Source organism: Coxiella-like endosymbiont (assembly GCF_024730665.1).
GTDB lineage: Bacteria > Pseudomonadota > Gammaproteobacteria > Coxiellales > Coxiellaceae > Coxiella.
In genome coordinates this window covers 698,566-722,199 of the sequence record NZ_CP084737.1, presented here as the reverse complement: position 1 = coordinate 722,199, position 23,634 = coordinate 698,566, and the positions used below count along the sequence as shown (strand labels likewise).

Genomic DNA, 23,634 nt, shown 5'->3' with positions numbered 1-23,634 from the left:
TAAGAGCCTCTCCGATCGAGTATTATCATTTCAAAATATAATTAGTCCACTCTTGTAATTAATAAAAAATTAATGACCAAAACCTCTGTTTAGGTCACAATGTACAGATAAAAAAGATCTTCTCCACAAAGTCAAATATAATAGGGGATAGGTCATATTTACAACTTTTTCAGGGCCTTATTATCGAAGTTACCATAGTCCATTTTCACAGAAAACAAGTGCAATTTATTGGAAATTTTATTACTATGATAGCTTACTTCGTTTGTAGTGGCATAAATTTATGGTGTACACAACTTTATTTACATCGGAATCTGTTTCGGAGGGTCATCCTGACAAAGTAGCGGATCAAATTTCAGACGCCATTCTAGATATACTCATCAAACAAGATCCTCACAGTCGTGTAGCCTGTGAAACTGTGGTAAAATCTGGAATGGTTTTCGTAGCAGGCGAAATCACTACCAGCGCTTGGGCTGATATTGAACAAATTACACGCAATACAGTTTTGCAAATCGGTTATAACGATCCACACATTGGATTTGATGGTGAAACCTGCGCTGTAGTTTCTGCGATCGGCAAACAATCATCAGATATTTCAATGGGGGTAGATGGAGGAAAAGATAAAAAATTAGGAGCTGGTGATCAAGGCTTGATGTTTGGATATGCTTCGCGAGAGACAGACGTCTTTATGCCTGCCCCAATTGTTTATGCTCACCGCTTAATGCGACGACAAGCACAACTACGCAAAGAGAGTGTTCTTAACTGGCTCCGTCCAGACGCTAAATCACAAGTAACACTGTGTTACGAAAATGGTATTCCAGTATCTGCTCATTGCATCGTGCTTTCTACCCAGCACAGTCCTGATATTCAACAAAAAGAATTACAAGAAGCAGTCATCGAAGAAATTATAAAGCCTGTTATTCCAAAAAATGGATTGATAAAGGGACCCGTTTTCTAATTAACCCTGCTGGGCGTTTTGTTGTCGGTGGTCCAGTGGGCGACTGTGGATTAACTGGTCGAAAAATTATCGTGGATACTTATGGTGGAATGGCTCGACATGGTGGCGGATGCTTTTCAGGTAAAGATCCTTCGAAGGTCGATCGCTCAGGTGCTTATGCTGCCCGTTATGTCGCGAAAAATATTGTAGCCGCCGGATTAGCCGATCGATGTGAAGTTCAGATTTCGTACGCTATTGGTATTGCTGAACCAACTTCCGTTAGCGTCGAAACTTTCAGCACAGGAAAAATTGATGAAGCCCGTATACGATTATTAATTATAAAATATTTCGATCTTCGACCTGATAGCATCATCCGAGAGTTAAACTTATTGCGTCCTATCTATAAAGCTACTGCTGCTTATGGACATTTTGGCCGAGAGGAGCCAGAATTTGGGTGGGAACAAATAGATAAAGCAGAGGCACTTCGGGAATCAGCTGGGTTATCCAGTGTAGCTATAAACATAACACCTATTGAGGAACAATGATTCATCCTCAGTCTACGCTTGACCAGAGCATTCAATTTATGACCACGCAAAATAAGAAATTAACAATAAAGGGAAGAAATTAATTATCGGAAATGACCATGTCAAAAGATTATCAGATTGCGGACATTAATCTGGCCGAATGGGGTCGAAAGGAAATTGAAATTGCTGAAACGGAAATGCCAGGTCTAATGGCTATCCGCGAAAAATACGAAAAAATCCAGCCTTTAAAGGGTGCACGCATTGCTGGTTGTATTCACATGACTATTCAAACTGCGGTTTTAATCGAAACTTTACTCACATTAGGCGCAGAGGTTCGCTGGTCATCTTGTAATATTTTCTCTACTCAAGACCACGCAGCCGCCGCTATTGCTAAAAAGGGCATCCCCGTCTTTGCTTGGAGAGGAGAAACGGAAGAAGAATATTGGGAATGCATCGCCGCAACACTCGAAGGGTCTGGTAGCTGGACACCTAATCTTTTGTTAGATGACGGCGGTGATTTAACAGCCTATGTGCTCCAAAAACATCCTGAATTATGTAAAAACATCCGCGGAGTATCAGAAGAAACCACGACCGGAGTTCATCGTCTTCACAAAATGATGAAAGAAAATGCGCTTAAATTTTCGGCTATTAATGTGAATGACTCTATTACGAAATCAAAATTCGATAATCTTTACGGCTGTCGCGAATCACTCATCGATTCACTAAAGCGAGCGACGGATGTTATGATTGCTGGCAAACGCGTTGTTATCTGTGGTTATGGTGACGTGGGTAAAGGATGCGCGCAATCCTTACGTGCCTATGGAGCTACTATTTACATCACAGAAATCGATCCTATTTGTGCTTTACAAGCAGCGATGGAAGGTTATCGAGTCGTAACAATGGATGAAATGGCTACACAGGCGGATATTTTCGTAACGGCGACCGGAAATACTACTATCATCACCCACGATCACATGTTACAAATGAAGAACCAAGCGATTATATGTAATATCGGTCATTTTGATAACGAAATTGATATCGCTTCTCTTTTGCAATACCCCTGGATCAATATTAAACCTCAAGTAGATCAAGTAATTTTTCCAGATGGAAAACACTTGACAGTCCTCGCAAAAGGTCGCTTAGTCAATTTGGGTTGTGCAACAGGTCATTCTAGTTTAGTGATGTCTAACTCCTTCACTAATCAAGTACTCGCACAAATAGAACTCTGGCAACATCCGGAGAAATATCATATCGGTATTTACATTTTACCTAAACACTTAGACGAAGAAGTTGCTCGTCTTCATTTGAGACGCGTGGGCGCTAAACTAACAAAACTAACAACTAAACAAGCTGATTATATTGGTGTTAATCCGGAGGGTCCTTTTAAATATGAGTATTATCGATATTAAAACAGATAATTGACCTACTAACGCCAGTTGTAGTTTTGCCTAAACAGAAAAAGCCACGATCTCTATTTTCACAAATCAGAGAACCTGTGATCTCGATTCACTGCGATTCCGTTTTTCATTAATGTTGACTAATGCAAAGTGTTCTTTCTCCTAATTTAGCTGAATTTTCTTAATTTAGATACCTTAATTAGAGGATATATCGACTTAAATCTTCATCCTCAGCCAATTTTTGCAGTTGCTTGTTAACGTAAGTAGCGTTGATTGTAATCGATTCACCTTGTCTGTCCGTGGCTTCGAAAGAGATTTCTTCAAGTAATCGCTCCATGATCGTGTGTAAACGACGAGCACCAATATTTTCTGAACGATCATTAACTTGATAAGCAATTTCGGCCAAACGTTTAATGCCGTCTTTAGTGAAGCTCAAGCTAAGGTTTTCCGTTTTTAACAATTCGGTATATTGTTCCGTTAAAGAAGCCTTTGGTTCAGTTAATATTCGCACAAAATCATCTGCTGTAAGCGCCTTTAATTCCACGCGAATTGGGAAGCGGCCTTGTAATTCAGGGACCAAGTCTGACGGCTTCGCGACATGAAAGGCGCCGGAAGCAATGAATAAAATATGATCGGTTTTAATCATCCCGTATTTAGTAAAAACGGTGCTGCCCTCAACGAGAGGCAAGAGATCCCGTTGTACACCTTCACGTGAAACATCAGCGCCAACAGCTCCCCCACCTTCCCGTTTGACGATTTTGTCGATCTCATCGATAAATACAATACCATTCTGTTCAACACTCATGAGTACCTGAGATTTTATTTCATCCTCGTTAACCAGTTTTGCAGCCTCTTCTTCTTCTAAAATACGCCGCGCATCTTTTACTTTTAAACGACGAGACTTTGTGCGTCGATTAGCCATACTCAACATGATACCTTGCAGCTGACTCACCATTTCTTCCATGCCTGGAGGACCCATAATTTCGAAAGACGGCGTTGCGCTAACTTCCACTTCGATTTCTTTATCATTCAGGTCTCCGCTGCGCAGCTTTTGACGAAATAATTTTCTCGTAGCAGATTCTTTCGTTTGAGTAGGTAGCACTTCCTCACTGACAGGCTCCCCCGTAAAAGTACTACGATCTGGAGGAATTAAAGCATCTAATACACGCTCCTCTGCAGCTTCTTCTGCTATACTTTTTACCTGACGTATAGCTTTTTCACGCGTCATTTTGACAGCAACATCAATTAAATCACGAATAATAGATTCTACATCACGACCCACATAGCCAACTTCTGTAAATTTGGTCGCTTCTACTTTGAGAAAAGGTGCGTTCGCTAAGTTAGATAAGCGACGAGCGATTTCTGTTTTTCCTACGCCGGTAGGGCCGATCATTAAAATATTTTTTGGGAATATTTCCCGACGTAATTCTTCTGGTAATTGCATACGACGCCAACGATTGCGAAGAGCGATAGCCACTGCTCGCTTTGCTTCATTTTGTCCAATGATAAATTTGTCGAGCTCAGCCACAATCTCACGTGGCGTCATCGTCATCGAGATTGCAGAAGGATTTGTTGTAGATAAAGAATGCGTTATGTCTGCCATACAAATTTATCCAGTTTGTTATGTTCTACTATCTAGTTCTTCAATCGTAAATTGGTGATTTGTGTAAACGCAGATTTTAGCAGCAATAGAGAGCCCTTTTTCCACGATTTCTCTTGCGCTGAGAGTAGTATTTTCTAATAAAGCTTTTGCAGCTGCTTGAGCGTAAGGACCTCCTGAACCAACAGCCATTAGACTTTGTTCTGGTTCAATAACGTCTCCGATACCTGTAATAATCAAAGATGTTTTAATGTCAGCAACAGTCAGTAAAGCCTCAAGGCGACGTAATATGCGATCGGTTCGCCAGTCTTTTGCTAATTCCACCGCTGCTCTCGTCAAATTACCCGAATGCTGCTCCAACTTACTCTCAAATCGTTCAAAAAGGGTGAATGCATCTGCTGTGCCACCTGCAAACCCTGCAATGACGTCGCCGTTATATAGTCGGCGAACCTTTTTAGCGTTTGCTTTCATGACGGTACTATTCATTGAAACTTGTCCGTCACCTCCGATAACTACTTTACCGTCTCGCCTTACTGAAAGAATCGTAGTGCTGTGTAATGGTTCCACATTTTCCCCGGCGTTAATTCAGTGTAGATTGGGTTGAGAAGCACGATTTTCAAGTGGGCCTGGCTTTTGATAATAGTTCCTCAATCAATTTATCTAATATTTTTTGAATCGGAAAGTAATTCGTTAATTAACCAATCTACTTTTATTATCGTTAAGTTATCTTTAATTGTACGTCTTAATCTTCCTGAACAAATTTTTATTGGTTAGCTAATGCTTAATTTATAGGTTAGCGATCTGTTTCGGACATTAACAACTCATCATCAATTACACTAAAATTCTCTGACTCAATAAAAGGCATTAATGGGTTGATTAATTGATAGATTATGGTGTTGGTGAATGGAGCCGGTGTTTTATAATTTCTTCCACAGACAAATTTAAATCAACGGTGGCCTAAATAAAGTTGTTGTTCAGCAGAAAGGGTATAAGGATATGGTGTTTGTTTAATAATGAACTGTCTTGACGGATTATTTTTAGTGACAGATGATTTTGGTTTGGGACAATAGCTTAGATCGGCATTTGACGTTTGACGCGAGCCACACACGACCAAATTTAAGGAGTTTTAATCGAAATAGTGCGCATGAGCTAAATAAGGGAGCTTTCTACCAGTTATCCTTAAACCAAAACTTATTTAGAAAGGTAGTACTGAGAAGAAAAATAAGCATGAACAGGAATAATCATTAGAGAGTCTTTGCAGTTCATTCTTATGTTCGTTCACATTTCTTTTGGAGCGGAAACTCCCAATAAGGTTAAACCATTGACGAGCACTTGTTGCACTGCGGCAATTAGATTTAATCGAGCATCACGAAGTTTAGCATCTCTTAGTAAGAAACGTTCTGCGTTGTAATAGGTATGAAATTGGTTAGCAAGGATTTGCAGATAATGAGCGAGTAAATGTGGGGCATGTTGAACTGCTGCCTTTCTTAGTAGTTCCGGATATCGCGTTAACGTACTTAATAGCTCTTTTTCATACTTTGTTGACAATAAGGATAAGTTTTCCATACCTGACGATTCATCCCGTGATTTTTGAGCACATTTTAATTGACGAAACACACTACAAATGCGCGCATGAGCATATTGAATATAATATACTGGATTTTCGTTCGATTTTGATTTTGCTAATTCAATATCAAAATTAAGATGTTGATTAGGTTTTCGCATGATGTAAAAAAATCGCACCGCATCATTGCCCACTTCATTTCGTAACTCACGTAAAGTAATAAACATTCCTCTTCTGGTAGACATCGAGATCTTTTCATTTCCTCGATAAAGGATAGCGAATTGCACTAGCAAAATATGTAATTTTTCTGTTGATTTTCCGAGGCCTTTTAAAAAAGCACAAATCCGAGGAATATAACCATGGTGATCCGCGCCAAATATATCGACAAGTAAGTCGTAGCCTTGGTCGTATTTGTAAAGGTGATAAGCTACATCAGAAGCGAAATAAGTAGGTACGCCATTTTTACGCATTAATACACGATCTTTTTCATCACCAAATACTGTAGCGCGAAACCATTGGGCTCCATTCTTTTCATAAACATAACCACCTTTAGCTAATTGATCGACACCGGCCTGAATGAGCTCTTTATTAATTAACTGAATTTCAGAAAACCATGTTTCGTAAAACACCCCAAACTCTTCTAGATCATTTTTAATATCATCCAGGATATTATCAAGTGCTGCATGAAAAATAAGATTGAAGTTAGCAGTGCCGAGGATTTCTTTTTGAGTTTTGATCAATGCATCCAGATAAGTTTCAGGGTTGATACAAGGATTAATTTCTGGAGAAAATATCTCATTAATGAATTTTTGTGTACAGTAAAATTGATTGCCATATTTTTTTTAAATCCTGAGCGATATCTATAACATATTCCCCTTGGTAAGCATTTTTAGGAATATCAACAGCTTCTTCGCAACTTTGTAAATAACGAATCCAAACACTTAGCGTTAGAACATCCATTTGCCGACCAGCGTCGTTGACATAATATTCTCGATGAACATCGTAGCCTACAGCTTTTAATAAATTAGCGACACAAGCTCCATAAGCGGCTCCTCGGCCATGACCGACGTGCAGCGGGCCGGTTGGGTTTGCAGATACATATTCAATGTGTACACGTTTTCCTTTGCCAAATTCACTTTCACCATAGCACTGCCCTGCTTTGAGGATAGAATGGATCACAGAATAATAACTGCTTTCTTCTAGAAAAAAGTTTATGAAGCCTGGGTCAGCAATTTTCACCTGGGTAATTTGCTTTGAGGTAGGTAGAGCATTGGCAATTTTTTCTGCTAAAGTCCGCGGGTTCATTCCGACAGTTTTACTAAGGATAAGTGCTAAATTAGACGAAAAATCACCATGTTTTAGATCATTGTTGGAAGACACCCTGATTACAGGCAATACGTCAATCGTAAGGGTGCCATCCATTTTCAGGGTCTCCATAGCTTGATGCAATAGAGATTCTATATGTTGTTTCATGACCTTGAGTCTATCACGTTGCTATGAGAATGAAATCTTGATAATAGAGCGTTTATGATCTGTTATCAGAAAATAGCATTATAGAATGCTACAAAAATAAATCGTGATGAAATAGAGTTATTACTTGGAAGAGTTCCAACCAAATATGAGATCACTTAAAGACATTTACGAAGCGAGCTTCTGTGGTCATTAGTTTACCATTCAAAAAATGATGGAAAGTTGATTATTGCTTTTAGTAGGATTAATTGTATAGGGTTTTTCAGATCCTAATACTTGAGGCTTAACTCTCAAAGGGGTGCTTTCAAATTGCATAAGCGTTTTCGTTATACACTTGTCTGGGTATCATTAGTGTAGGTAAGAGGTTGTAATACCGGCTTAAAGTAGGTAAAGAATCTATGCTTGCCCATTCTGGATTTCAAGCAATTAAAAAACTTAAAAACTGAACTTGTACTTGTGGTAAAGATGTAATTTTTAAATACCGTTTCAGAATTTGATGATTCTCTTTACTTTGGTTTTCGTCTTTTTATAAACGCACTCACTGGTGCGTGTAAGGAATGCATTTCTTTATTCTGCGATTGATCACGAAATTGTTAGAGCAAGTTGAGAATGACTATGAGGATATCTTTACTTCTTTTTCTGATTTAAATAAATTTTACGTATCACAATTATTCATATTTGTCGATAGAAGAAAAGAACTTTTGTTGTAGAATCTGATTATGCAAAGAGTGAAAATATGATGATTTAGTAAGAAATGCAGGGGGCACTCTTGTGCAAATCGATAAAAAATTGACTTCAGGATAAAATCCTTAGGGCAGGATTGAAAATTTTAAGCAAGCAGCAGGGGGCAAGTACTGTGGTGTGGATTAAATGTCCAGCCAGTACTGATTCATGATCTTGCCATATGTAGCAAACAAAATTTAACCAATTACCGGACGTTAGCAACAATTTCGCGCAGCGATCTGTAAAAATCAATTACACTTATGAAATCACGTGCGCAATTTGTTGAAGACTTGAAGACAAAAAATCATTACCTAAAGTTTGAATGAAATAGAAATAATGATTAATAAAATACTATAATTTGACTGAAATGATTTTGATGATGCTAAAGTAAATCTAGATTTGATCTCGTTGATTTGTTCGTTGACAAAATTCACGTAGAACATGGAACCAAATTGCATGGTCTAGTTCATCTCGTGTTCGCAGTTACCACAAGAGCGATAACGCTAAAACAGTGTGTTCATCCCGTAAGCTATGCTATTTGAGGCTCAATATGAAATGATTGGCATCTCTACCATTTACTGCGTTTTATTTAGTCAAACTTATATCTTGAGAAAGAATTTTACTAAAACGAAACATGAAATTATTATTTCAGGATTATGAAGAACACGAAAATTACAAGACCTTACTAAATTTGTTCAATGTGATTGCTACGTAGATTGATTAAATGTAGCCAACATTATTTAATCAATAAAGATCTAGCCTATTTGACAAATACTTCCCGTAGCTCAATATGCTCACGATTTGTGTTGAAAAACATCCTTACTAAAGCTGCTCTCTATCCTTCTCTATAGATCGGCTAGATTCAATTTTTGGAGATTCTGGCTTTGTAGTTGGCATGTCTTACTTTAGAAAGAATTTATTTTCGCATTTTACAATCGAATTCCTATTCTCGTTCTTGTTAGAAAAGAACCGTGCTCATTTACACACTCTTCTTTGTGTAGAATTAGCATATTCATAGTAACTCCAATACACTGATTTTTTAATGCATAATATATATTCCTTATTTCATTTAACCACCTAAGATATTGAGCATTTAAATCTTAAAATGGAAGTATCCGGATGGGAACGAACTTTCATCGCAATTTTTATGAAAATTAGCTAAAAAACTCTATACATTATCTGACCAAAAATTTATTGAGATATATTTAAAGCGGATATACAATAACTCTACCTAGAAAATAAAATCCTGAAAGTATGAATATTTAAAAACTATGAGAGTTTTGTATGAATTCTGCCGTGGGCAAATTAATCTCCATAAAAAACCGGCAGAACAAACCAAGACCATATTAGCAGGCCTTAATTACCATCCAATAATGTATCAATAGGGTGAGGGGCCCCCGGCGTCACGCCGGGGGCCCCTCACCACATCTCAATCCTCTGCTCTGGATGACGAATACGGTGGATGGGTGAGGATTAATAAAGTTGACATTAGAAAATGACATCATGACAGGGAATCATGAATGATTATCTGAACCTGAAAAGTTCACTACAGTAGGAATGCCCACGTGTTCCTTTATAATTTCATCAGCTTTTTGCCAATCAATGGAAAAATTTTCTTTTCTATTTTTTAAAAAATCATTGATGAGCGTTATTACTACATTGTGAATGTTCGTCGACAACTTCTTTCGTTGTTCTTTTAAAGGTAGATGCGCTTCGATATATAATTTCCCTTTATCCAATCCTACAACATAAGGCTGATTAATAATCAACACCGGCGTATTTACTGAAACCATTGCAAATAATTGCTTAATATCCTCCGAATACAAATGAATGCAACCTGCGCTACTTCGCCTTCCAACACTACCTGGATCGTTGGTTCCATGAATTAAATAAGTAGGATTTGATAATCGTAATGCATAATAACCTAACGGATTATTCGGACCCGAAGGAACTATTCTAGGGACGGGATCGCCATTTTCCTGTCGGTAACGAAAAATGCTATTCGGCACTATCCAAACAGGATTTCGGATTTTTTGAACAATACGAAATCTCCCTATCGGACTTGCCCAATTAAATCGAGCTATACCAACAGGATAACTATAAAAATAATTCTTGCCTTTTGGAAAATAATAAAGTCGCATTGTAGCTAAATTGATAATAATTCCATCCCTTGATACATGAGGTAACAGATATCGTGTAGGAATAATTAAAGCCGTCCCCGGCACCGATTGATTAGGGTCTATTTCAGGATTAGCCTCTACCAATTCGAAATAACCAATGTCATATTGATGCGCAATACTAGCGAAAGTATATCCTTCCTGAATAGAAACAAATTGGATCCGCCCAAATAAATTATTACCACTCTCTGGCAAAGAAAAACGAAGTGCTAATGCAGAAAAAGTGAAAAAAATTAAAATAGACAACGCCAAAAAGCGAAAATATTTCATGATCATCTAAATTATCATTGAGTTGAAAACACAATATTTTTTAGGAACACCGAACCCGTCATATTATTCACTTCTGCTCTAAGCAGAATGATTGTCCATGATACATATAACCGCGCTAAAAAAAGAATGACTAATAAAGTTCCATATAACAATCGATGAGTCAGAAAAAACGATAAATATAATATAAAAGTAAACTTGACTAACTTAAACAGTACCGTTGTCACTAATCCGGCGATTGCTACATGCAATAATCTGATTTTAACGGAAGGGAGTATCCAATTAAACACGGCAAAGGTGATAAAGATTACTAAAGGCGAGACAGACAAAAGTAGCTTCTGAAAATAAAGTGATAAGTTTATTTAGATTGTTAAATATACGATCCTGGTAAGGAAATGCTACAACCACAATGGTAAATAATAAACATGGAAACAAATAAGACAAAATAAATAAAAAGAACGAATGAAAAACTGAAAACGTCGTCAGCATCAAATAGAGATGGAGACTCGATTAACAGCCCTATACATCAATAATAAAGCGAAAATATATAAGATGGACAGCTAGAGCGTTTCGGATAAATCCTTCCAAACAGTGGAAAACTGTATCCGCTGAACTAAGGCAAAAGTTTTTTAAAATCAACTCTTGTATTCATTCACCAATACCTTGGAATATAAGGATAAATAAAATAATGTAAAGATAATAATGGCTAACGGAGCCAGTAAAAGCAATAAAGCAATGTCGTATAAGCTAGCGCTGCAGCTCGGTAAGCGCGCATCCTTCTTCATCATAACAATGATGAAGATAGACTGGAGAGTAGCATTGCCCCACTTTATATGAGGATAGATTGTCATGATTCCGCTGCTATCTTATAATTGTCTCTGGCTAATGCAATGATTCATCGGTTTTACTTCTATTCTAGTTACAGCAAAATCAACGAATCGATATGCGGAGTTCTTATCACGCTAAATGTTACTAGTGATCACAAGAGATTGAAAAGTAACCCGGGTATTTTATCAATGCCACTTATTTTAGTACTTTATTACAGTCGGTACGGCGCCACCGCAGAAATGGCTAGATACGTTGCCCGAGGCGTTGAAAAAGTAGGGGGCATAGAAGCGCGTATTCGCACGATTCCCTCTGTTTCCCCTAATACAGAAGCAATAGAACCCAAAATTCCCGAGTCAGGTCCCCCTTACGCCACCCATGAGGATTTGAAAGAATGTGTGGGGCTCGCTGTAGGAAGTCCCACACGATTTGGCAATATGGCTGCTCCGTTAAAATATTTTTTCGATACGACAAGTACCGTATGGCAATCGGGATCATTGATTAATAAACCTGCAGGATGTTTTACATCTGCAGCCAGTTTGCACGGCGGACAAGAAGCAACGCTTATTAGTATGATGATGCCATTGATTCACCACGGAGCAATTATTGTTGGCTTGCCTTATAGTGAAACTGATTTGTTTTCTACCACCACGGGGGTACACCGTACGGTCCGAGTCATATGGCTGGACCAGAAAGCAATTGGTCTCTTAGGAAGGAAGAAAAAATCTCTGCCAAGCACTAGGAAAGCGCTTGGCTCAAATTTCATTAAAATTAACACGCACGTGAATACATAACTCTCCTCCACATATTATTTGTTAGACATCAGAAAAATTGTAAGCTAATCTCACTTAAAGAGGATTTGTTAAATCAAAACTTCAACAACTCTATACCGAGCTGCTTATCCAAAGAAATTGATCAAAATCATTTCTTCGGACGCTGGCTGCATTCATTTAGCCATCCTAAACCCATTGTGATTGAATTGGACAAATTGGACATATAATCCGACTTGAATTTCAATTACACATACAGACTATTTCTTAGAATTTTAAAAAAATTAATCGGCAGGATAAGTGAAACGCAAAATTATATAACCTAAAGTGCCAGATAAAAACGAACCGATCATAATGCCTAACCTCACCATCTCTGGATAATTGCACCCTCCAATAGGCCCAAATGCTAACATCCCAATAAATAAACTCATCGTAAAACCAACACCAGCTGTCAAACTGATACCGTAAATTCCTCTCCAATTTCCACCGTACGGCATATGTGCTACTCCACATTTAATAGCAAGCCAACAAACAGACCATATGCCTAGTTGCTTTCCAATGAATAACCCCAAAGCGACTCCTACAGTCACAGGGTTCAGTAAATATTTTAAATCGATTGCCGCCAAGGAAAAACCTGCATTTGCAAATGCAAATATCGGTAAAACACCAAAAACTACTAACGGATGTAATCTATATTCTAATTCACGCAGCGGCGAATTTCCCGGTTTTTTAGAGTTACGAAGCGGAATAACAAAAGCTAACGCGATACCAACTAAAGTAACATGAATACCAGATTTCGATATACAAAGCCATAAGGCAATACCAACAATGATATAAGCTGTAATTGTCATTATTCGCAAGCAGTTTAATAAAATTAACAAAAAAAGTAGTGTACCCGCGGTGAGCAATAAAGATAATGAAATGCAATGAGTATAAAAAATTGCAATAATAACAATCGCACCAATATCATCAAAAATTGCCAAGGCGGTTAAAAATGTTTTTAAGGCAACCGGCAATCTTTTTCTCAATAAAGCCAAAATACCCAATGAAAAAGCAATATCGGTTGCCATGGGGACAGCCCATCCTCGTGATGCAGCGCTGTTTCCCCAATTAAAAATGACATAAATTAAAGCTGGCATAACCATCCCACCTAAACCTGCCATCACAGGCAACACTGCTTTTTCAAAACTATTAAGTTCGCCTTCCAGTATTTCGCGTTTAATTTCAAGGCCCGCCAATAAAAAGAAAATGGTCATCAATCCATCGTTAATCCATAACAAAAGCGATTTAGATAATTGCAGGGTGCCCAATTCAAAGCTTACGGGAAAATTGAGTAAGGATTCATAATAGGCTTTGGCTGGTGTATTGTCTAAAATAAGCGCTAAAATAGCAGCGATAAATAGAACAACACCGCCATTTGATTCCAATTGAAGCAACGCACGCAGAATTCGAAATCGCAAATTAATTTCCTGAAACAAAAGAATCGAACAACCTAATTTTTTTGAATTACGAAACTCCTATTTTCATCTCAAGCTTTTGATAAAAATTGGATTTTTCCGGTTTTCATAGCTGTATGATTACATTTCTTACTTAATAATGATGTACTATAATTGTCCAGATTGAAACTATAGCCACTATTCAATCCAAGCGCCAGATATCGAAGGCGACTGAACGCTGAGTCTACTGTTTAGGCATTGCTTTCCTATCCAAATCCAGTATCATTACGGGATTACGGAGGTAAAGACCACAATATGCCAATGATAGAAATAACCGATAATAACGCTTTTGATGTTGCCATGCGCCGCTTTAAAAGAGCGTGCGAAAAGGCTGCTATCCTAACCAAGCTGCGTCAAATCGAATACTACGAGAAACCAACCAGTAAGCGTAAACGCAAACGCGCTGCAGCTATTAAACGCTATACCAAAAAGATGCAAAAAGAAAGGGAAGCGTTGGAGCGTGAGCGCACGCGTCATTAGATGGAGAGGGATAATGGCTTAATCTATTCCCTGCTTTCAGAAGGATATGAAAGCAGGGATGTATAGGGATTTTAAGCACTATACGCTTACCCTGTTGTGACAATAAAATAACGCGAAATAGATGCCTGGTTATATTGGGTAACAAGGATTATAAAAGTTATTAAGTAAAATCAAAAACGATACGATCGTTCGATATAAGTCCGGTGACCGCCGTGATCTCGTTGATAAAGAGCAACGAGAAATTGATTTACTTGGAAGGATATCTCCAGAAAGCGCAGATGAGTTGAAATTGAGAATATCATCACCAGACGGTTTAAAAACTAAATGTAACATCAGAAAAGACATCGACAAGCTTATACCCTATTCATTGGTAGAAATTATTGTAAAATGAGCTATGGGTCGTATTCCACAATCATTTATTCAAGATCTCCTATCTCGCATAGATATCGTTGACTTTATCCAGGCACGTGTCAACTTAAAAAAGCGCGGCAATAATTATTTAGGATTGTGTCCTTTTCACAATGAAAAAACACCTTCATTTACAGTAAGCAGCAGCAAACAATTTTATTATTGTTTCGGTTGCGGCGCCCACGGCAATGCCATTAATTTTTTGATGGCCTTTGATCGCATGGAATTCGTAGAAGTGATTACGGATCTAGCTAGTCAACAAGGGTTAGAAATTCCAACTGAAATGTCTCAACGCTCACAGTCAGCTGAATACAATGATTATTGTACTTTATTAGCTAATATCTCACAGTATTACCAACGAGAATTGAAACGCTCAACTGTAGTTATCGATTACTTAAAATCTCGCGGATTAACCGGTGAAATTGCTAAACGGTTCGCCATCGGTTATGCCCCACCGGGGTGGGAAAATCTTCGATTTTTGGCAAAAACTTCAAAAATACAATCGCAATTAATCACCAACGGCCTCCTTATTAAAAAAAAAATCGTTTTTTTGATCGCTTTCGACATCGTATCATGTTCCCTATCCGAGATGTGCACGGTCGTGTTATTGCTTTCGGAGGACGAGCGCTAGGAGGTGATCAGCCTAAATACATGAACTCACCTGAAACTCCCATTTTTCACAAAAGCAATGAATTATATGGATTATATGAAGCACATAAAGTCCATCGCGAACTACAGCGTGTATTGATTGTTGAAGGTTATATGGATGTCATTTCACTTCACCAACATCAGATTACCTATGCCGTTGCGGCGCTAGGCACAGCCACGGGTGCACGTCATTTACAAAAATTACTGCGGTATACTAGTGAAATTATCTATTGTTTCGATGGAGACGAAGCTGGCCGCCGCGCAGCTTTTCGTGCATTGACGGAAAGTTTACCATTAATGCGCGATGGCATTCATATTCGTTTTTTATTTTTACCTGAAGGTGAAGATCCAGATAATCTCATCCAAAAAATTGGACAAAAAGCCTTTGAAGTAAAAATAAAGTGGGCTTTATCTATCGAAAAAATGTTTTTCCAATCACTGGAAAAAGAAATTCCTATTCGTTCACTGGATGATAAAGCACATTTCGCTAAGCGGGCCTGCGGGTATCTTGATATTATGCCTCAAGGAATTTTTCGTCAATTCTTATTGAATAAAATAGCCAAACGATTAGGCACTAATGCTGATCAAATCAGATCATTATTACTTTCTTCTAATTCACCTTCATTGTCTTCTTTTCCTACTCAAAAGCGCGTATTATCTCCTGCTTACCGGGCGATTGTCGCTCTTTTACAACAACCTGAATTGATTAAAAAATTAATCCTCTACCTGATCTGGATGGCATCCAAATGCCGGGTATCAAATTGCTGCTTAAATTAATTGCTATCTTGAAAAACTTCCCTACCATGTCGACAGGCATTCTTTTGGGGCAATGGGATGATGAAACCGAACGCCGTCACATTGCTCAGTTAGCCGCTCAACAACTGCCTATATCAGCCAAAGAAGGGGTGCTGGCTGAATTAAAAGGTGCCTTATCACGACTTCAAGAACAAAAAGCTCAAAATCTTGCAGAAGATCTGATAAATAAAGCAAAAACATATGTACTTACCCAAGAAGAAAAGAAAAGACTCCAGAAACTCTTGATGAAATCTCCCATCGACGCTATATAACTATAACTGCCGTCTAACGTATTTTTATCTCCGATTGATAGATCTTTTGTGTAGTAGCGTGGACTTTTGTATTCACCATCTATCGTATCAGAGGTGCTATACGCATAAGTTAGTTGTAGAATAGGCTCTTTGAATCATTGAGGTACAGCAACATTTATGTCAATTCGTAAAAAGAAATCTAAAGTTAAAGCTCTCAAAGCGAAGAAAAAAGCTACTGTTATAGAAGGAAAGGTTCAAAAAACAAAAGCTAAACAGCTAGAAAAAATTAAACCAAAATCAGTTAAGCATACATCGAAAAAAATTAAGCCTGCTGCAATAACGGTCAAAATGAAAAAGACTAAAACAAAAAAAGTTACTGTGCTTATGGAACCAAAAAAACATTCGTTTATATTCCCCGGTGAAGCAAAACTAGCTATTGCTCCATCGTCTCGAGTGCAATTTCTTACAAAATCTGAAGAAAACATCGCAGAAACTCAGCGATTGGGTTTTAGCGCCTTATTAGAAGAGGCGAAAAATAAAGGTTATTTGGTCCATGAAGATTTGATTAATCTTCTCCCTAATGATTATGCTGATCCATCGCAAATAGAAGGCATTATCGGCCGTCTCACGGAAATGGGAATTAAAGTTTTTGAAGCTCCTCCAGATGCTGACTCCTTGCTTTTAGAAGAGGATACTCAATCGGATGATGAAATAAACGAAGATGTCGCCGAAGTATTGGCGACAGAAACCCGAACTACTGATCCAATTCGCATGTATATGCGCGAAATGGGTAGCGTTGAATTGTTAACGCGGGAAGGTGAAATCGTTATCGCTAAACGCATTGAAAAAGGCATTCGGCAAGTGATGGGTGCGGTAGTTGCATATCCTGAACTCATTGAATCGTTTATTAGAGAATATAACACTCTCATAACAACAGAAGGACGTCTAAGTGATTTACTCATCGGTTTTTTTGACGAAGAATCCGAAGAAGCATTACAGCTTGAGGAGCAAACCAAAGAAGCGCATTTATCCGAAGAGGATGAGGACGAGGGTGGCGATGATTTTGGTGAAAGCTCTCCCGATCCACTCGTCACCAAAAAGTATATGGATGAGCTCAAAAAGCTCTACAGTCGTTATTTAAATGCAATTAAACGTTACGGAAAAAAAATTCAGCAACATTAAAACATCAAAAAAATCTCTCGGAACTATTTTCTACATTTAAACTGTCTATTAAACAGTTTAATCGACTCATGGGTCAATTACGTTATTTGTTAAAAGAAGCACGCACACAAGAGCGATTAATTACGGGTTATTGTGTGATGAAGGCAAAAACTTCTCGTAAAAAGTTTATCACTTCGTTTCCACATAACGAAACAAACATGGAGTGGCTAGAGCAGTACAAAAAGAAAATAAGGACCAAGCAAAACGGTTAGAAAAATATAGCAAAGAAATTTATCGTGCTCAACGAAATCTGGCTCAACTGGAAGAAAAAAGTAATTTAAGCATCCAGGAAATCAAAGAAATTAATCGTCGTGTGGCAATTGGTGAAGCGAGATCACGTCGTGCAAAAAAGAGATGATTGAAGCCAACTTGCGGCTCGTGATTTCAATCGCGAAAAAATATACCAATCGCGGCTTGCAGTTTCTCGATCTGATTCAGGAAGGCAATATCGGCTTGATGAAAGCAGTGGATAAATTTGAATATCGCCGCGGTTATAAATTTTCGACGTATGCAACGTGGTGGATTCGGCAAGCTATTACTCGCTCGATTGCTGACCAGGCGCGCACTATCCGTATTCCTGTACATATGATTGAGACCATCAATAAACTTAATCGCATTAGTCGACAAATTCTACAAGAAACTGGCCAAGAAGCGACTCCAGAAGAATTGGGTCACCGTATGGATATGCCTGAAGAGAAAGTGAGGAAAGTATTAAAAATTGCGAAAGAGCCCATTTCAATGGAAACACCGATTGGTGAAGATGAAGATTCTAACCTGGGGGATTTTATCGAAGACGTAAACATAGAATCCCCAGTAGACTATGCAACTTCCTCCGGTCTTCAGGAAGCTACTCGAGAAATTTTAGCTACACTCACCCCTCGAGAAGCTAAAGTTCTACGTATGCGTTTTGGCATTGATATGAATACTGATCATACACTCGAAGAAGTAGGTAAACAATTTGATGTTACACGAGAACGGATTCGTCAAATAGAAGCAAAATCTCTACGTAAATTACGTCACCCAAGCCGAGCCGAAAAGCTACGTAGCTTTATTGAATCTGAAGAATAAAAAGCATGGATTTACACGATCCAGAAGGGATCTACAACTAATTTGTTATCTCCGTGAAGGCTGTTGTGTTCATTCATGTAGCAAAGACTGATAAATCTAGAACAGAAGGCTTGCTGTGTATGATAGTGATGAATTTAAACCATTCGGCAGTTTATGCTAGCTGAATACTCTTACTCCTAGCAATAAATCCATTCACAGTACATTTGTTAAAGCGTATCGATGTTTCGATAGAGAAAAATGATCAATCAAAATAAGAGCTATTATAAAAAAGTATGAAAAAGAAAAGTATGCTCTCCTGTGCTTGACGGATAATCTTATCAGCGGAGCTTTACAAGCTTGGAAAATCTACAAAAAGAAAAAAGAAATTTTAGTGGGGAGTCACTCTATCGACAAAAGAAAGCGATACACATGCTATTGAAAAGAAACTACGTATTTGGATAACAAGCAGTTAAGGTACTTTATCATAGTTGATTTAGTACAGCTCACCATACATCAGTCTTCGCTTGAAAATGTTTTATTAATGTCAGAACCATCTGGAGATAAAATCTATAAATCTATACTATGTTTTTAGGAGAATGACGGGCCTTAGACTTATGACGGGCCTTAGACTTTATCCTTCATCGATTATAGGTAATGTAATGATGTTGCGGAAAAACCCACTATGTGATTTAAATACCACAGATAAACCAGAAAATGGGAGGTGGTGGTAGGTGCCAAGCGGGAGGGGTGAAAGTAGAAGCTTCACCTATGATTATTGACAGTTGTTAGAAAAATTGGAAAATAAAAAACCCCCAACCCCAGAGCACTATGTTAAATAACATTGAATAATAATTGTCTTGCCTATTTTTAATCTCAATGATTAGAAATCACAAATTTAATCTTGAGACAAAAAGTAGTTGAAATTTTTATAACAATTGCGATGAAATTTGTTGTGACTGAACATTTTAATATCGATAACTTGTAAATTGCAGTCTGCTTAACAACTGAAGTCTCTAAACGTCGCTCGTCTAAAGAAACAACGTCATGGAGTTTTCGTTAAGCAAGAACAAGCAGGTCGTCGGCGCCGGTTCACTACTGGTAAACAGGCGGTCCTGTGTTTTTATTTCGACTTACAGAAAATAAGAAATTTCAGTGACTCGAAATCTGTAAAATCTGTACATCATTAAAATGTTGTTAATGTTGTGAGGTAGTAGACTCTTCTAATTGTTGAAGACAAACACTCGCCAACCGAGACACCGTGGATTCTGGATGGCATTTCTTTATTTCCATTAATTCACGCTTAGCTTCGGCAATCTTGCCTATTTTTGCATGGATGATAGCTAATTTCAATTTAGCATCTAGTATTTTCTCTGATTCTAAAGATTTATCTCGAACAACTTCAAATTCAGTAGCTGCTTTATGGGTATTTTTTTGTTGAAGATAAATTTCACCGAGCCAATAATGCGCATTTGCTACATAATTTCCATTGGGATAATCATCCAAATAATTTTGAAACGCCGCTTCTGATTTTTCATATTGTTTTTTGGTTAATAAATCTAGCCCTGCCTGATAGGCGTTTGAATCCCGTAATTGCATTTCTCCATTACCCGGAATAGAATTTCCTGACGATTTTTTGGAGGATATATTATCATTTGAAGTGCTAACGCTATTTAAATTTTTAAGTTTCGTAATTCTTTGATCCAAATCTTGATAAAAGTTACACTGTTGATTATTAAGTAAGTGCAGATTATGCTCTTGGACTTGCAACTGACCACTGATTCGTGCTAATTCTTGTTGGAGATCGATAAGTTGCTGTGGTAAATTCATGTTGGTGATATTATTTATTTGTTGTTCTAAACGCGCTAATCGTTGATTCTCGGTTGCTGTGGAAGAGGCGATTTGTACGCTAGTCTGCTGTGAAATATCTAATACCGGCGCATCTGCCAGTACCGACAAAACGCAGAACAAGGTGACTGCACTTACAATTGCTATTTTTGTTTTCATTTTTAAGTAACTTCTTAAAAGGCCTCGTAAATCAAATTAACACGTCGATTTAACTTCCAGGTTGCTTCATTCTTTCCCACTGCTGCAGGACATTCTTTTCCGTAGCTGAGCATGTCAATCTGCCTCGGCGCAACACCTGCTTGTTCTAAAATGCGAGCGATGGCCTTATCTCGTCGCCATCCCAATCCAATATTATATTCTCGACTGCCGCGGTTATCTGTATTTCCTTCTAATCGTATTTTTGCCGTGGAGTGCGTCGCCAAATAATTCGCTTGAATTTGGATGGCTTTAAGATCAAAAGAATGCGACGCTATACTGTCGAAATCGAAGTAGTAGGTTTGATTAGCCGGTGCGACCAACGGATTGATGATTCGACCATCAGTATCTTTCTGCACTTTTTCAGTGTATCCAGCTTGTTCTGCAAGCGCATATGTCTGGGTTACACACTGATGAGGCAGCAAGTCAGTAACAATATCCCTATTCACTCCTGTGAGTGATGCATTATGGCTTTTACAGGCAGTCAATTCCAATGCCATTAAAACAGTGATAATAGCGTTTATTTGAAGTATTCTCATAAATTAACCCTAATATTTTAATTTAGAAATTCAAAAATGGCGACCAGGCAGGCTCCTGCACAATTCCATCTCGCGATGGTAAACGTAGTTTAATTTGACCATCCACAGATACTTGGGCCAACACCCCACGATCATTATATTCGGTTGAATAAATTATCATTTTCCCATTTGGGGCTACGCTAGGCGATTCATCAGAACCGCCTTTGGTTAAAATTTGCATATATCCGGTTATCAAATTCTGTCGGGCAATTCCGAAGAGACCATAGTCCCGATGCATCATGATGATAGATTGACCATCCTGCAGAAAAGAAGCTTTCGCGTTATAATCACCGCGATAAGTTAATCGAGTGACAGTGCCGTGCTGCAGTGAATATTCGTAAATTTGCGGCGTTCCGTCACGATTGGATGTAAATAGCAATGATTTTCCATCTGCTGACCAAGCGGGTTCCGTATTAATGGACCAGTCTTGCGTGATTTCTTGTAATTGTCCACTGTCTAAACTCAAAATATAAACATTGGGGTTGCCCATCTTAGAGAGTACTAATGCCAGACGACTGCCATCGGGAGAAAAAGCGGGGGCTCCATTAATGCCTGGCGAATCGCTAATCCGCTGTCGCACACCTGTCATCAAGTCTTGAAGATAAATACTTGAGCGATGTCCCTCGAAGGACACATAAGCAATCTTTTGACCATCTGGAGACCAGCTAGGAGACATGATTGGCATGTCTGAAACCAATAATGGCTTCGGGTTAAATCCATCTACATCCATGACCTCCAGGGTGTATTTATCCGCCTTACTCAGAGAACGCTGCAGTAGAATATAAGCAACCTTCGTAGAAAAAATACCTCGAACACCGGTTAGCTTTTGATAAATTAAATCACTAATATGATGGGCAAGATTTCGCATTTCTTTAGAATTTATACTAAATGAATCGCTTAATAAAACGTTGTCAGAACCAAAAACATTCATTAAAGTAAAAGCTACTCGGTAACGGTTTAAACCTAAAGGATGAATTGCGCCACCCATAATTGCGCTAACTTTTTGTGTGTGCCAATAGTTGTCTTGCAAGGATTTTGGTATCTGATCGAGATCATTAATCGGAGGCCCAATCACTCGAAATTGCCCACTATTTTGTAAATCATTTTTTATAACTTCAGTAACAGTTTGGTTACCAGGCACTAAAATCCTTGGACCTGCAAATGGCACAACAGCGATAGGGATAGCGGCTACTATCCCCTGTGTTAATTCTAAATCTAGCGTACCATAGGCTGGAAGAAAAAACAAAAATATGATTAATGAAACGAATCCGCGGTGTTTTACCATGATATTCACTCTATGACTAACATTGATTATAGTTCCGTAATTTTATCCTTCATACAAAGGGACGACTGTTTACCCTACAGGCCGTACTGTAAGACGCAGTTCATGAAATTCAGAAAAGGCGCCCGTATTTTTTGGAACAGGTAGGGGGATGCTTTGAACACAGCCATTCGTGCTGAACGATCTAAAACAGCATCACCGCTACTTTGGACCGTTTCCACACTTAGTACATTACCGTCTGATGCCAAACGAATAAGTAAAATACACGACAGATTATTATTTATGTCAGTAGGTACAATCCATTGCTGTTCTATAGCCCTGATGATTTGTGCTTTATATTGATTTAAAACACTTTGCAGTTGCACCATCTGTTGTGCTTTAGTAGCTGCCAATACCTTCTCTTGAGCTATCTCTTGTTGAAGCAATTTCTTTTGTAATTGTTGCTGCCTTTTAGATAACACTTCTTGCTTTTGTTTTTTCATAGCTAGTGCTTTCTTCCGAGCAGCAACTTCATATTTCTGTTGTTGATTTAATTGTAATTGCTTATCTCGCATAGATAATAACTGTTTTTGTTCAGTAACTCGTTGCTTTTTTAAAGCAAGCAGATGCTGTTGTAATGTTTCTTTGAGGATTTTTTCAGCAGTTCGTTTTTGTTTCTCAGCCCGCTGCATTTTTTTAATTTGATTGTTAAAGGCTTGTTGGTTCACAGTGAGAGCATTAATGACTGGCATGGGCCTATTCTGATCGCTAAATCGATATCTATTCTGCGTAGATATATTAATACTTAGTGTAACTAGTAAGATGAAATGCAAAAAAACAGAAATACCTATAGGCAAACGATAGGAGAGTGGTATCTTCAGCATGCGCCCTCGTACCATTAGTAACGAAAATATTTTTCCAAATCTTCCAGTGTCTGCTGCAACGCATTCTTATTCAGAGAAGCATCATATTTTGGATGACCATTAAGAAAATTGATAACGTAATCCCCATCAGGATAAATGCGCATTACTTGCTTTTTTGTAACAATAGCATAATCACCATAACTGCCAGCGATTAGGAAAGGACGATTTCTCTTGAAAAACAATGAATGACCGATCGTATAATCAGATGGGGGTTTTGACAACCTAATACCTTCAT

The 23,634-nt window shown here is 38.2% G+C and carries 14 protein-coding genes and 5 pseudogenes; 8 read left to right on the top strand and 11 right to left on the bottom strand.

Annotation, left to right across the window (positions count from 1 at the left end; translation table 11 throughout):
- Nucleotides 1-280 precede the first annotated feature (280 nt).
- Nucleotides 281-1,479, top strand: a pseudogene (gene metK, locus LG660_RS03080) (methionine adenosyltransferase).
- 92 nt (nucleotides 1,480-1,571) lie between these two features.
- Nucleotides 1,572-2,867, top strand: a complete 1,296-nt coding sequence (gene ahcY / locus LG660_RS03075; RefSeq protein WP_258267248.1) for an adenosylhomocysteinase — start codon at nucleotides 1,572-1,574, stop codon at nucleotides 2,865-2,867.
- Nucleotides 2,868-3,054: 187 nt separating this feature from the next.
- Here the strand turns inward: ahcY and hslU are convergent, their stop codons facing one another.
- From hslU to LG660_RS03050, 5 genes and pseudogenes are all read right to left on the bottom strand, one after another.
- Entirely contained in the window at nucleotides 3,055-4,407 is a 1,353-nt protein-coding gene (gene hslU / locus LG660_RS03070) for an ATP-dependent protease ATPase subunit HslU (protein WP_258267733.1), read from the bottom strand.
- Between the two features lie 69 nt (nucleotides 4,408-4,476).
- Entirely contained in the window at nucleotides 4,477-5,022 is a 546-nt protein-coding gene (hslV, locus tag LG660_RS03065) for an ATP-dependent protease subunit HslV (protein WP_258267247.1), read from the bottom strand.
- Nucleotides 5,023-5,733: 711 nt separating this feature from the next.
- Nucleotides 5,734-7,492 (bottom strand): annotated as a pseudogene (argS, locus tag LG660_RS03060) (arginine--tRNA ligase).
- Between the two features lie 2,234 nt (nucleotides 7,493-9,726).
- Nucleotides 9,727-10,659 (bottom strand): L,D-transpeptidase family protein, encoded by a 933-nt coding sequence (locus tag LG660_RS03055; protein ID WP_258267246.1) that lies wholly within the window; start codon nucleotides 10,657-10,659, stop codon nucleotides 9,727-9,729.
- A gap of 14 nt (nucleotides 10,660-10,673) precedes the next feature.
- A complete protein-coding gene (locus LG660_RS03050; RefSeq protein ID WP_258267732.1) occupies nucleotides 10,674-10,946 on the bottom strand; it encodes a YhjD/YihY/BrkB family envelope integrity protein in 273 nt (90 codons plus the stop codon).
- A 726-nt stretch (nucleotides 10,947-11,672) separates the two neighbouring features.
- Between LG660_RS03050 and wrbA the strand changes: the two are divergent.
- A pseudogene (gene wrbA / locus LG660_RS03045) lies at nucleotides 11,673-12,267 on the top strand (NAD(P)H:quinone oxidoreductase).
- 268 nt (nucleotides 12,268-12,535) lie between these two features.
- On the opposite strand, the gene nhaA reads toward wrbA, so the two are convergent.
- Nucleotides 12,536-13,711 (bottom strand): Na+/H+ antiporter NhaA, encoded by a 1,176-nt coding sequence (nhaA, locus tag LG660_RS03040; protein ID WP_258267245.1) that lies wholly within the window; start codon nucleotides 13,709-13,711, stop codon nucleotides 12,536-12,538.
- A gap of 291 nt (nucleotides 13,712-14,002) precedes the next feature.
- Here nhaA and rpsU point away from each other — a divergent pair, with 291 nt between their 5' ends.
- The 5 genes and pseudogenes from rpsU to rpoD all read left to right on the top strand — a co-directional run bounded on the left by rpsU (nucleotide 14,003) and on the right by rpoD (nucleotide 18,618).
- Nucleotides 14,003-14,227 carry a 30S ribosomal protein S21 gene (gene rpsU / locus LG660_RS03035; protein WP_258267244.1) on the top strand — a complete coding sequence of 75 codons (225 nt, stop codon included), beginning with the start codon at nucleotides 14,003-14,005 and terminating at the stop codon, nucleotides 14,225-14,227.
- A gap of 394 nt (nucleotides 14,228-14,621) precedes the next feature.
- Nucleotides 14,622-15,674 (top strand): annotated as a pseudogene (locus LG660_RS03030) (DNA primase); the annotation flags it as partial.
- 32 nt (nucleotides 15,675-15,706) lie between these two features.
- Nucleotides 15,707-16,060: a hypothetical protein gene (locus tag LG660_RS03025; protein WP_258267731.1), complete on the top strand. Its 354-nt coding sequence runs from the start codon at nucleotides 15,707-15,709 to the stop codon at nucleotides 16,058-16,060.
- Complete coding sequence (gene dnaG / locus LG660_RS03020) at nucleotides 16,030-16,350, top strand: DNA primase (RefSeq protein ID WP_258267243.1); 321 nt, start codon at nucleotides 16,030-16,032, stop codon at nucleotides 16,348-16,350. The genes LG660_RS03025 and dnaG overlap by 31 nt, the downstream gene beginning before the upstream one ends.
- Nucleotides 16,351-16,506: 156 nt before the next feature.
- Nucleotides 16,507-18,618: pseudogene (rpoD, locus tag LG660_RS03015) on the top strand (RNA polymerase sigma factor RpoD).
- Nucleotides 18,619-19,791: 1,173 nt separating this feature from the next.
- On the opposite strand, the gene ybgF reads toward rpoD, so the two are convergent.
- The 5 genes from ybgF to LG660_RS02990 all read right to left on the bottom strand — a co-directional run bounded on the left by ybgF (nucleotide 19,792) and on the right by LG660_RS02990 (nucleotide 23,620).
- Nucleotides 19,792-20,601 carry a tol-pal system protein YbgF gene (gene ybgF / locus LG660_RS03010; protein ID WP_258267242.1) on the bottom strand — a complete coding sequence of 270 codons (810 nt, stop codon included), beginning with the start codon at nucleotides 20,599-20,601 and terminating at the stop codon, nucleotides 19,792-19,794.
- Nucleotides 20,602-20,615: 14 nt separating this feature from the next.
- Nucleotides 20,616-21,176: an OmpA family protein gene (locus LG660_RS03005; RefSeq protein ID WP_258267241.1), complete on the bottom strand. Its 561-nt coding sequence runs from the start codon at nucleotides 21,174-21,176 to the stop codon at nucleotides 20,616-20,618.
- Between the two features lie 22 nt (nucleotides 21,177-21,198).
- Entirely contained in the window at nucleotides 21,199-22,500 is a 1,302-nt protein-coding gene (gene tolB / locus LG660_RS03000) for a Tol-Pal system beta propeller repeat protein TolB (RefSeq protein WP_258267240.1), read from the bottom strand.
- Between the two features lie 74 nt (nucleotides 22,501-22,574).
- Nucleotides 22,575-23,228 carry a cell envelope integrity protein TolA gene (gene tolA, locus LG660_RS02995; RefSeq protein WP_258267239.1) on the bottom strand — a complete coding sequence of 218 codons (654 nt, stop codon included), beginning with the start codon at nucleotides 23,226-23,228 and terminating at the stop codon, nucleotides 22,575-22,577.
- A gap of 146 nt (nucleotides 23,229-23,374) precedes the next feature.
- A complete protein-coding gene (locus tag LG660_RS02990) occupies nucleotides 23,375-23,620 on the bottom strand; it encodes a hypothetical protein (protein ID WP_258267238.1) in 246 nt (81 codons plus the stop codon).
- Nucleotides 23,621-23,634 lie beyond the last annotated feature (14 nt).